This is a genomic window from Blautia sp. MB18-30 (genome assembly GCF_023669475.1).
Lineage (GTDB): Bacteria > Bacillota > Clostridia > Lachnospirales > Lachnospiraceae > Blautia_A > Blautia_A fusiformis.
Map to the genome: position 1 here is coordinate 173409 of NZ_JAMOYY010000002.1, position 10985 is coordinate 184393.

Sequence of the window (10985 nt, forward strand, 5' to 3'; positions counted from 1 at the left end):
ATAAGTATTTAAACGATTTTGATAGTTGACATGAATTTTCAGATATGCTATGCTTATGAAGATTTTGAAGGACAAGAAAGAGTCTTTTCAAAGCAATTATTTTGGACCACTCCATTTTGGGGTCAAGGCCATACGGACAGCCGGGTCCACTGCCGCTGATGGTAACTTTGGTTGCCTTATTGATTGAGTTAGAAGCTCAAATTTTATAAGTTGGTTCCTTTGATAACCGTCATGCGCCTGTTGCGCAGACTTGTGAAACGGTCAATAAGAGTAGTAAAAGTATGATTGCTATATAGACTCTGACATATATCATCCGGATTCTGATCTCATGTAAATATGGGGATTCTCATATTTATATGCGATGAAAATAAAATCAGGAAGAATGATCTAAGCAGGTTTACGGTTTTTGTATCGGCCTGCTTTTTTTGTGCGGATAAAGGAACTGGAAATGGAGAAGCAATGAACAGAAGTCGTTTTAAACTGGACCAGAATCATGCTCCAATTCATGAAGCTCTGGAAAAATTCCTGCGTATGAGAGTAGTACCTTTCGATGTGCCGGGACATAAAAGAGGAAGAGGAAATCCGGAGCTTACTGAATTTCTGGGACAAAAATGTGTAGGTGTGGATGTAAACAGCATGAAGCCGCTTGATAATCTCTGTCATCCTGTATCCGTGATCCGGGAGGCGGAAGAGCTGGCAGCAGATGCATTTGGAGCAGCTCATGCATTTCTTATGGTTGGAGGAACTACAAGCTCAGTGCAGACTATGGTGCTAACTGCCTGTAAGAGGGGAGATGAGATCATTCTTCCCCGAAATGTCCACAGAAGTGTGCTGAATGCGTTGGTTCTGTGCGGAGCAATCCCGGTCTATGTGAATCCGGAGGTGGATCAGAGACTTGGGATTTCTCTTGGAATGCGACGTGAACAGGTGGCAAAGGCAATTAAGGAGCACCCAAATGCGGTGGCTGTGCTGGTGAACAATCCCACCTATTATGGAATCTGCAGTGATCTTCGCGCAATTGTACGCATGGCTCATGAAGCAGGAATGCTGTGTCTGGCAGATGAGGCACATGGAACTCATTTTTATTTTGGCGGAGGTCTGCCGGTTTCGGCAATGGCAGCTGGTGCAGATATGGCGTCTGTATCCATGCATAAAAGCGGCGGAAGCCTGACCCAGTCCAGCCTTCTTCTTACAGGACCAGGTGTTCATGCCGGTTATGTCCGTCAGATCATCAATCTGACTCAGACTACTTCAGGCAGCTATCTTCTGATGTCAAGTCTTGACATTTCGCGCCGGAATCTTGCACAGCGAGGACGCCAGATTTTTCATCAGGTAGCAGATATGGCAGAGTATGCAAGGGAAGAGATCAATGCTATTGGCGGCTATTACGCATTTGGAAAAGAACTGGTGAATGGAGATTCGGTTTTTGATTTTGACATTACGAAATTAAGTGTACATACCCTGGATATCGGACTTGCAGGGATTGAGGTTTACGATATACTGAGAGATGAATATGATATTCAGATCGAATTTGGTGATATCGGAAATATTCTGGCCTATCTGTCGATCGGAGATCGTGTCCAGGAAATAGAGCGGCTGGTAAGTGCTCTTGCGGAGATCCGCAGGCGATTCCAGAAGGATAAATCAGGATTGCTGGATCAGGAATATATCGATCCTCAGGTAGTGACAAGTCCTCAGGAAGCTTTTTATGCAGAAAAATGCAGCCTTCCTCTCAGAGAAACCGAAGGCAAGGTATGCAGCGAGTTTGTAATGTGTTATCCTCCGGGAATCCCGATCTTGGCTCCGGGGGAACGGATCACTCCGGAAATCCTGGATTATATTGAATATGCCAAGGCAAAAGGATGCAATATGACAGGCCCTGAAGATCCGGATATATTGCGTTTAAACGTACTGGCAGGGAGGTAAAGAAAATGGAAATGTGGTTTTCGGAATTTCATACACCGGATGTGAAGCATAGTATCCGGGTAAACCGTCAGCTTTATTCAAAGCAGAGTGACTATCAGAGAATTGATATTTTTGAGACACCGGAATTTGGCAGGGTGCTCACACTGGACGGTAATGTAATGCTCACAGAGCGTGACGAATTTATTTATGACGAAATGATCACGCATGTACCTATGGCTATTCACAAAGAAGCTAAAGATATTCTTGTGATCGGAGCAGGAGACGGCGGAGTTGTACGTGAACTGACCAGGTATGACCGTGTCAGCCATATTGATCTGGTAGAGATGGATCCTATGGTAGTAGAAGCCTGTCGCGCATATCTTCCGGGAAATGCCTGCAGGCTGGATGACAGGAGAGTGCACCTTCATTATGAAAATGCGTTGAAATATATACGCCGCTGCGAAAATAAATATGATCTTATTATTGTAGATTCCTCGGATCCTTTTGGCCCATCGGAGGGATTATTTACCCGTGAATTTTACGGAAACTGCTATAATGCGCTGAAGGCGGATGGAATCATGGTTAATCAGCAGGGAAGTCCTTTTTATTCCGAGGATGCGCATGCTATGCAGCGCAGTCACAAAAGAATTGCCAGTACTTTCCAGATCAGCCGTGTTTACCAGGCTCATATTCCTACCTTTGCTGCCGGCTACTGGCTGTTTGGCTTTGCAAGTAAAAAATATCATCCTGTGGATGACCTGGATTCGAAGGCATGGAATTCACTGAATCTTCGCACCCGTTACTATACTACAAGGCTTCACAAAGGTGCATTTTATCTTCCGGCTTTTCTGGAGGAAATGCTTCAGGAGGTGGAGGACTGATTTATGATCTTACCAAATATTGAAAATTTTATCGGTTGTGACAGCAGCTTTGAGGAAGCAGAAATTGTTCTTTACGGAGCTCCCTTTGATTCGACCACAAGCTTTCGTCCGGGAGCCAGGTTCGGTCCTTCTGCCATTCGTCATGAAAGCTTTGGACTGGAAACCTACAGCCCTTATCAGGATCGTGACCTTATGGATATCCGGGTATTTGACAGTGGAGATCTGGAGCTTTGCTTCGGCAGCAGTGAAAAAGCGCTTGCTGATATACAGGATCGTGCAGAGGAAATCCTGAAAGAGGGAAAAATGCCGTTGCTTCTGGGGGGAGAGCATCTGGTGACACTGGCTGCTGTGAGAGCTGCCGCCGGGAGATATCCGGGACTTCATATTATTCATTTTGATGCGCACGCAGATTTAAGAGACGATTATCTTGGTGCCCATTTAAGTCATGCGTGTGTTATCCGCAGATGCTATGATATTCTGGGAGATGGGAGGATACATCAGTTTTGTATCCGAAGCGGGGAGAGAGAAGAATTCCGGTTTGCAAAAGAGCATACAGATTTTCATCCCTTTACCTTTGAAGGCCTGGAAGAAACCGTACAGGAATTGGCCAGGAAGCAGGTGCCGGTATATTTTACCATTGATCTGGACTGTCTGGATCCATCTGTATTTCCGGGAACCGGTACACCGGAGGCAGGAGGCGTAAGCTTCCTTGAATTGCTCGCTGCTATCCGGAAGGTATCAGAATTAAATATTGTGGGAGCAGATGTCAATGAGCTGGCACCTATGCTGGATCCAAGTGGTGTTTCCACAGCTACAGCATGTAAGGTGGTCAGGGAACTGCTGCTGGCGGTGGCAAAATAAAAACAGTTACGAGAATTGAGTATAAAAAAGGAGACAAAAAACATGAGCAGAGTACTTGTAATCGGCTGCGGCGGAGTAGCCAGTGTAGCAATTCAGAAGTGTTGTCAGGCAGATACTGTATTTACAGAACTGTGTATAGCAAGCAGGACAAAAGAAAAATGTGATGCACTTGCCCGGAAACTGGAAGGAAAAACAAAAACAGTTATTACCACCGCAAAGGTGGATGCGGATGATGTAAACCAGCTGATCCAGCTGATCAATAGTTACAAACCGGATCTGGTAATGAACATTGCGCTTCCGTACCAGGATCTGACCATCATGGATGCATGTCTGGCATGTGGTGTAAACTATATGGATACGGCAAACTATGAGCCGGAGGATACGGATGATCCCAAATGGCGTGCTATTTACGAAAAACGCTGCAAGGAAGCGGGATTTTCCGCATATTTTGATTATTCCTGGCAGTGGGCATACCGGAAGAAATTTGAAGAGGCAGGACTTACAGCACTTCTTGGCTGCGGCTTTGACCCGGGTGTTACCCAGGCATATTGTGCATATGCATTAAAGCATGAGTTTGACCAGATCGATACCATTGATATTCTGGACTGCAATGGAGGAGACCACGGATATGCATTTGCAACCAACTTTAATCCGGAAATCAATCTTCGTGAGGTAAGTGCGCCCGGAAGCTACTGGGAGAATGGACACTGGGTGGAAATCCCTCCGATGGCGATCAAGCGGGAATATGATTTTGATCAGGTCGGCGATAAAGATATGTATCTTCTGCATCATGAGGAAATCGAGTCCCTTGCCCAGACAATTCCGGGAGTAAAGAGAATCCGTTTCTTTATGACCTTCGGACAGAGCTATCTGGATCACATGCGCTGTCTGGAGGATGTGGGAATGCTTTCTACTACTCCGATCAACTATAATGGACAGGAAATCGTTCCTATCCAGTTTTTGAAGGCTCTTCTCCCGGATCCGGCCAGCCTGGGTCCACGTACTAAGGGAAAAACTAATATTGGCTGCATTTTCACCGGGGTAAAGGATGGAAAAGAGAAAACCTATTATATTTATAATGTTTGTGACCACCAGGAATGTTATAAAGAGGTTGGAAGTCAGGCAATCAGCTATACGACAGGCGTTCCGGCTATGTGCGGAGCATTAATGATGCTTACCGGAAAATGGATCCGCCCGGGAGTGTACACAGTAGAAGAATTTGACCCGGATCCGTTCCTGGAAGCACTTGACAAATATGGACTTCCACGCAGCGAAAATCATGATCCGGAGCTGGTGGATTAATGGAAAGAACAGATACAAGACCACCCTTTGCAGCGTCCGGCGGAATTATTCCGCCGGAGCTGAGGAAGATCAAAACACCTTGTTATGTTCTCGACGAAGCGGCGCTTATAAAAAATGCAGAATTAATGGGGAATATTGCCAAAAGAACAGGCTGCAAAATGCTCCTGGCACAGAAGGCTTTCAGTAATTATGACTGCTATCATCTTTTGGAACCTTATCTGACGGGAACAGAAGCAAGCGGACTGTACGAAGCCAGGCTTGGTGCCCAGGAGATGCCTGGAAAAGAGGTACATGTATTTTGCGCCGGATATCGTGAGGATGAATTTGAGGAGCTGCTTAGCTTTGCAGATCATATAGTGTTTAACTCTCCTTCTCAGCTTCTTCGCTTTGGAAAAAGAGTGAAGGAGGCCGGGAAAAGTGCAGGGCTTCGGATCAATCCGGAATGCTCTACCCAGGAGGGACATGCTATTTATGATCCCTGTGCCCCAGGCAGCCGCATGGGTACCACAAGAGCACAGTGGGAGACTGCTGTGAGAAAGCATCCGGAGCTGATCGGATTATTGGATGGTATTCATTTTCACACCCTTTGTGAGCAGGACTCTTCTGATCTGGAAACTACTCTTACAGCAGTAAAGACGAAATTCGGAGATCTGATTTCTCAGATGAAATGGCTGAACCTGGGAGGTGGACATCATATTACAAGACCAGGCTATGATATTGCACGGCTTGAGAAGTGTATCAGCGCAGCAAAGGAAGAATGGAAAGTAGATGTTTATCTGGAGCCCGGAGAGGCATGGGCCTTAAATGCAGGATTTTTTTTGACAACTGTTCTGGATGTGCTGCAAAATGGTGATACCCGGCTTGCAATTTTGGATGGAAGTGCTGCCTGTCATATGCCGGATGTTCTGGAAATGCCTTATCGTCCTCCTCTTCTTGGAGCAGATGAACCGGGAGAAAATGCAGTCACAATCCGGCTCGGAGGACCAACCTGCCTGTCAGGAGATATCATAGGAGATTACAGCTTTTCAGAGCCGTTGAAGTACGGAGATATCCTCATGTTTGGTGATATGGCCATTTATACAACCTGCAAGAACAATACCTTTAATGGAATGCCTTTGCCTGATATATGGCTGAGACATGGCGATAAAACCATGGAACGTCTTACTGATTTTGGGTATGAAGATTTTAAAGGCAGACTTGGACGCTGCAGGAAATAAGAGCAGTTTTTTTGAAAAATAATATTGACAGGTTTAATGAAAAATGGGAGGGAGATTCAAAAATGAGCAAAAACGAAGGAAAAGGGTTAAAGTCTTTTAACAAGGGATTCCAAGTGCCTGATACCTACATTATCATCTTTTTTGTAGTTGTTTTCGCAGCACTTATGACATTTCTTGTACCAAAGGGATTTTACGAAACACAGGATATTTCATATATGATCAATGGTGTTGAGAAAACCCGTACAGTAATCAAAGACGGAAGTTTCCAGTATCTGACAGATGATACAGGAAATGTAGTAACAGAAGGAGTAGCACTCTTTAGTGGAGATGGTGGAACAGGATTTTTCAACTATATGTATAACGGAATCGTAAATAGTTCTGCAATCGAGATTATCGCATTTCTTATGGTAGTAGGTGGTGCATTCGGTATCATGATCCGTACAGGTGCGATTGAATCCGGATTGATCGGATTGATCCGTAAGGCAGAGGGAGCAGAAAAACTACTGATTCCGATACTTTTCGTACTGTTTTCTCTTGGTGGAGCAGTTTTCGGGATGGGAGAAGAAGCGCTTCCGTTTACTATGATTCTTTGTCCGTTGTTTGTAGCAGTTGGATATGATTCAGTTATCGCAGTTCTTGTTACTTATGTTGCAACACAGATTGGTTTTGGTTCATCTTGGATGAATCCATTCTCTGTAGGTATTGCACAGGGTATTGCAGGTATTGACGTATTCTCCGGAGCAGGATTCCGTATGGTAATGTGGGTAGTATTTACAGCACTCGGCTGTGGAATGACTATGTTCTATGCATCAAAGATCAAAAAGACTCCGACAATCTCAATCGCATATAAGACTGATTCATATTTCCGTGAGCAGAATGAAAAAACAGGAATTGACGAAGGACATTCATTTGGTCTTGGACACATTTTAGTTCTTCTGACACTGGCTGCTACAGTAGTATGGGTAGTTTGGGGAGTTATGACTCAGGGATACTACATGCCGGAGATTGCTACACAGTTCTTCATTATGGGAATTGTTTCTGGTGTGATCGGAGTTATCTTTAAACTGAACGATATGAAACTGAATGATATTGCAATATCATTTAAAGATGGAGCAAAAGATCTGATTGGTGCTGCACTTGTTGTTGCTATGGCACAGGGTATCATGCAGGTTCTTGGTGGATCTGATCCGACCACACCTACAGTTATCAATACAATTATGTATAATATTTCAAATGCATTGTCTGGAGTTTCCGGAGCGGTTGCAGCAGTACTTATGTATCTGTTCCAGTCCGTATTTAACTTCTTTGTTGTATCCGGAACAGGACAGGCTGCGATCACAATGCCGATCATGGCTCCACTGTCAGACCTGTTAGGTGTTTCACGACAGACAGCTGTAGTTGCATTCCAGCTTGGTGATGCATTTACAAATCTGATTGTTCCTACATCCGGATGTCTGATCGGATCTCTTGCAATTGCAAAGATCGAGTGGTCTAACTGGATTAAATTCATGTGGAAATTCCTTGGCGTCTTAATGATTGGTGCAATCATTACAGTTCTTATTGCAGTTGGGATTGGATTCTAAAACATGCATTGGATAATTGGGAGTGATTTATGATGAAATTAATTCAGAATATTGATGTTTATGCTCCACAGCATCTGGGGAAAAAAGATGTACTTATGATCAATGATAAGATTATTAAGATTAAAGATCCAGGTTCTATATCCGCAGACGGATTTCTTTCTGAGGCAGAAATAATCAATGGAGAGGGGTTACTTTTAACTCCGGGATTCATTGATAGTCATGTTCATGTACTCGGAGGCGGTGGCGAAGGTGGATTCGCCAATCGTACTCCGGAAGCAACTATGGAAGGACTTACGAAGTTTGGAGTAACAACAGTTGTTGGCTGCCTTGGAACAGATGGGATCGGTCGTGATATATGTGCACTGGTTGCAAAGACAAAAGGATTGAATGAGCAGGGAATGTCTGCATACTGTTATACAGGCAGTTATCAGATTCCGGTTCGTACGTTGACTGACAGTATTGTGAAAGATATTATGATGATTCAGGAAATCATTGGAACTGGAGAAATCGCGATCTCTGATCATCGGTCTTCACAGCCGACTTTTGAGGAATTTGTACGTGTCGTTGCGGATACAAGACTTGGTGGTGTTCTTTCCGGGAAAGCTGGTATTGTAAATGTTCATCTTGGTGACAGTCCGAGATGCTTAGATCTTATTGAACGGGTGGTAGATGAGACAGAGATACCGACTTCTCAAATACTGCCAACACATATCAATCGAAATGAGCTGCTTTTCTGCAAGTCAATGGAATATGCGCTGAAAGGCGGAGCAGTAGATTTTACCGGAAATGAAGATATTGACTATTGGGAAACTATCTGTGATGAGGTACGAGTATGTAATGGTATCAAACGGATGTTAGATGCAGGAGTAAATCCTAACCGCATGACAATTTCTTCTGATGGACAGGGAAGCCTTCCGATGTACAGTAGTGATGGCGAATTCCTTGGAATGGGCGTTGGACAGTCCAGCTGCCTTCTGAAGGAAGTTAAAGAGTGTGTGTTTAAAGCGGATATCCCGTTGGAAATTGCACTTTCAACAATAACATCCAATCCGGCAGAAATCCTTCGCCTTAATGGAAAAGGAAAGATTGAAGAGGGCTATGATGCGGATCTTTGTATCCTGGATCAGGACCTACAGCTTGTTGAGGTAATAGCAAGAGGTAAAACAGTGTATACAAAATAGAATTAGAAATATCCGGTATAAGAACAGATGTGTTCCGTACCGGATATTTTACTAGCATACATTCTAATAGATGGGGGCAAAATAATGCTGACTTATACATATGTTTCAAAGGGAAAATTTGAACTAATGGAAAAACCGAAACCAGTGCTCATGCATGAACGAGATGCCATTGTAAAGGTGACACTGGCCAGCATCTGTTCCAGTGACCTGCATATTAAACACGGAAGTGTTCCGCGTGCAGTCACGGGAATCACAGTTGGCCATGAGATGGTAGGTATTGTTGAGGCAGTCGGTTCTAAGGTGACGCATGTAAAACCGGGAGACCGGGTGACTGTAAATGTAGAAACCTTTTGCGGAGAGTGTTTTTTCTGTAAGAAAGGATATGTAAACAATTGTACCGACAAGAATGGTGGCTGGGCACTTGGCTGTCGTATCGATGGGGGACAGGCAGAATATGTCCGGGTTCCTTTTGCAGATCAGGGATTGAATAAAATCCCGGAAGGTGTTACGGACAGACAGGCTTTACTGGTAGGAGATGTTCTTGCTACTGGTTATTGGGCAGCACGTATTTCTGAAATCACAGAGGAAGATACTGTACTGATCATTGGAGCCGGTCCAACAGGAATATGTACTTTACTTAGTGTTATGCTGAAAAATCCAGCGAAGATCATTATATGTGAAAAGGACGAGACACGTATTCGCTTTATTAATGAGCATTATCCGGAGACGCTTACTGTTTCACCGGAAGACTGCAAAGAGTTTGTTAAGACTAATAGTGAGCATGGTGGAGCTGATGCAGTCCTTGAAGTTGCCGGAGCAGAATCGACATTTAAACTGGCGTGGGAATGTGCCCGACCAAATGCAATCGTGACAGTGGTTGCGCTTTACGATAAAGCGCAGATGTTACCACTCCCAGATATGTATGGTAAAAATCTCACTTTTAAAACAGGTGGAGTGGATGGCTGCGATTGCGAAGAAATTCTGAAGCTGATATCAGAAGGTAAGATCAACACGGAACCGCTGATTACGCATACATATCCGTTAAACAGGATTGAAGAGGCATATGAATTGTTCGAAAATAAGAGAGATGGTGTGATTAAAGTAGCAGTGGAATGCTGAGAAACAGGTACGGGAGGCTGAACAATAGTAAGTTTATTACAAGTAATTTTACCCGTGATCATAATGCTTATTATTGGGATAATCTGCAGAGAGAAAAAACTGATCCACCCAGAGGGAATTGAAGGACTTCAGGCATTGGTTATGAATTTTACACTTCCAATCTCATTGTTTTATATTTTTTATCGGGCAAGTATTAAAGCAAATACTGTGATATTTCCGGTTATCTTCTTCGTAGTGACCGCAGGTGGGATTTTTGCAGGAAGGCTGCTTTGTAAACTTGTAAAAGAAAAAGATGTCTATTTTCCCTTTACACTGACAGGATATGAGGCTGGAATGCTGGGATATGCTTTGTTTGGTATTCTGCTTGGAAATGATAAGATCACGCAATAACTTGCTTAATATTGTCCCATTTTGCCAAGCTGGCAGCTAAAACACACATTTCACAAATCCCCGAAATCCATTGCAAAACAGGGCATTTCCGGGCAAATCAAGGAGAAATAAAACAATGATAAAAATATTTTTCATCTGCCACGGCACTCTTTGAAAGATTCTTCAAAAAGCCGGTAAAATCAAGGTCTGGAAGGCATAGGCGGTTAGAAAATAACCCGAAAATAACCCATGGGATTTTGTGCAGATATTACATGTAAATATAGATGATGTTTGGGATGCAACATGATAGAAGAGCTGTAAGATTTTGAAAAGAAAATCTTATGGCTTTTTTTGCAAACAAATAGAAGAGGAAAATAGAGCTAAAATGTAAAAAAATATTTTACAATAATAAAAAAGAAAAATGCTGATGAGGTATCAATTACGATTTAGTTTGAGCTAATATCATGGTATTACCCTGAAACAAAGACACTATATTCTCAAGAGGGTAATACATTGCACAAGATTCCAATATACTAAAAAAGTTATTGACATACACCACGAATATAG

9 protein-coding genes are annotated in these 10985 nt (G+C 43.4%); all 9 read left to right on the forward strand.

The genetic code is table 11. The features are described from left to right. Window positions 1–459: 459 nt before the first annotated feature. The 9 genes from NCY57_RS01725 to NCY57_RS01765 all read left to right on the forward strand — a co-directional run bounded on the left by NCY57_RS01725 (window position 460) and on the right by NCY57_RS01765 (window position 10439). The gene (locus tag NCY57_RS01725) at window positions 460–1926 is read left to right on the forward strand and encodes an aminotransferase class I/II-fold pyridoxal phosphate-dependent enzyme (protein WP_021650664.1); all 1467 of its coding nucleotides are present in this window, start codon (window positions 460–462) and stop codon (window positions 1924–1926) included. Window positions 1927–1931: 5 nt separating this feature from the next. After that, window positions 1932–2786 carry a polyamine aminopropyltransferase gene (gene speE / locus NCY57_RS01730; RefSeq protein ID WP_015524485.1) on the forward strand — a complete coding sequence of 285 codons (855 nt, stop codon included), beginning with the start codon at window positions 1932–1934 and terminating at the stop codon, window positions 2784–2786. Window positions 2787–2789: 3 nt separating this feature from the next. After that, window positions 2790–3647 (forward strand): agmatinase, encoded by an 858-nt coding sequence (gene speB, locus NCY57_RS01735; RefSeq protein ID WP_059085493.1) that lies wholly within the window; start codon window positions 2790–2792, stop codon window positions 3645–3647. 42 nt (window positions 3648–3689) lie between these two features. Beyond that, a complete protein-coding gene (locus NCY57_RS01740; RefSeq protein WP_022426348.1) occupies window positions 3690–4949 on the forward strand; it encodes a saccharopine dehydrogenase family protein in 1260 nt (419 codons plus the stop codon). Next, window positions 4949–6166 (forward strand): carboxynorspermidine decarboxylase, encoded by a 1218-nt coding sequence (locus NCY57_RS01745; protein WP_021650662.1) that lies wholly within the window; start codon window positions 4949–4951, stop codon window positions 6164–6166. Before NCY57_RS01740 ends, NCY57_RS01745 begins: the two co-directional genes overlap by 1 nt. 62 nt (window positions 6167–6228) lie before the next feature. Then, entirely contained in the window at window positions 6229–7749 is a 1521-nt protein-coding gene (gene yfcC / locus NCY57_RS01750) for a putative basic amino acid antiporter YfcC (RefSeq protein ID WP_021650661.1), read from the forward strand. Between the two features lie 32 nt (window positions 7750–7781). Beyond that, window positions 7782–8930 (forward strand): beta-aspartyl-peptidase, encoded by a 1149-nt coding sequence (gene iadA, locus NCY57_RS01755; protein ID WP_173739548.1) that lies wholly within the window; start codon window positions 7782–7784, stop codon window positions 8928–8930. Window positions 8931–9014: 84 nt separating this feature from the next. Beyond that, window positions 9015–10049, forward strand: a complete 1035-nt coding sequence (locus NCY57_RS01760) for an alcohol dehydrogenase (protein WP_202031523.1) — start codon at window positions 9015–9017, stop codon at window positions 10047–10049. A gap of 63 nt (window positions 10050–10112) precedes the next feature. Next, entirely contained in the window at window positions 10113–10439 is a 327-nt protein-coding gene (locus tag NCY57_RS01765; RefSeq protein ID WP_173739519.1) for a hypothetical protein, read from the forward strand. Window positions 10440–10985: the final 546 nt, after the last annotated feature.

Excerpts from the sequence above, each read along its gene's own strand:
- speE (WP_015524485.1), top strand. The coding sequence starts at position 1,932 with ATGGAAATGTGGTTTTCGGAATTTCATACACCGGATGTGAAGCATAGT.
- NCY57_RS01760 (WP_202031523.1), top strand. The coding sequence starts at position 9,015 with ATGCTGACTTATACATATGTTTCAAAGGGAAAATTTGAACTAATGGAA.
- NCY57_RS01745 (WP_021650662.1), top strand. The coding sequence starts at position 4,949 with ATGGAAAGAACAGATACAAGACCACCCTTTGCAGCGTCCGGCGGAATT.
- iadA (WP_173739548.1), top strand. The coding sequence starts at position 7,782 with ATGAAATTAATTCAGAATATTGATGTTTATGCTCCACAGCATCTGGGG.
- yfcC (WP_021650661.1), top strand. The coding sequence starts at position 6,229 with ATGAGCAAAAACGAAGGAAAAGGGTTAAAGTCTTTTAACAAGGGATTC.
- NCY57_RS01740 (WP_022426348.1), top strand. The coding sequence starts at position 3,690 with ATGAGCAGAGTACTTGTAATCGGCTGCGGCGGAGTAGCCAGTGTAGCA.
- speB (WP_059085493.1), top strand. The coding sequence starts at position 2,790 with ATGATCTTACCAAATATTGAAAATTTTATCGGTTGTGACAGCAGCTTT.
- NCY57_RS01765 (WP_173739519.1), top strand. The coding sequence starts at position 10,113 with ATGCTTATTATTGGGATAATCTGCAGAGAGAAAAAACTGATCCACCCA.
- NCY57_RS01725 (WP_021650664.1), top strand. The coding sequence starts at position 460 with ATGAACAGAAGTCGTTTTAAACTGGACCAGAATCATGCTCCAATTCAT.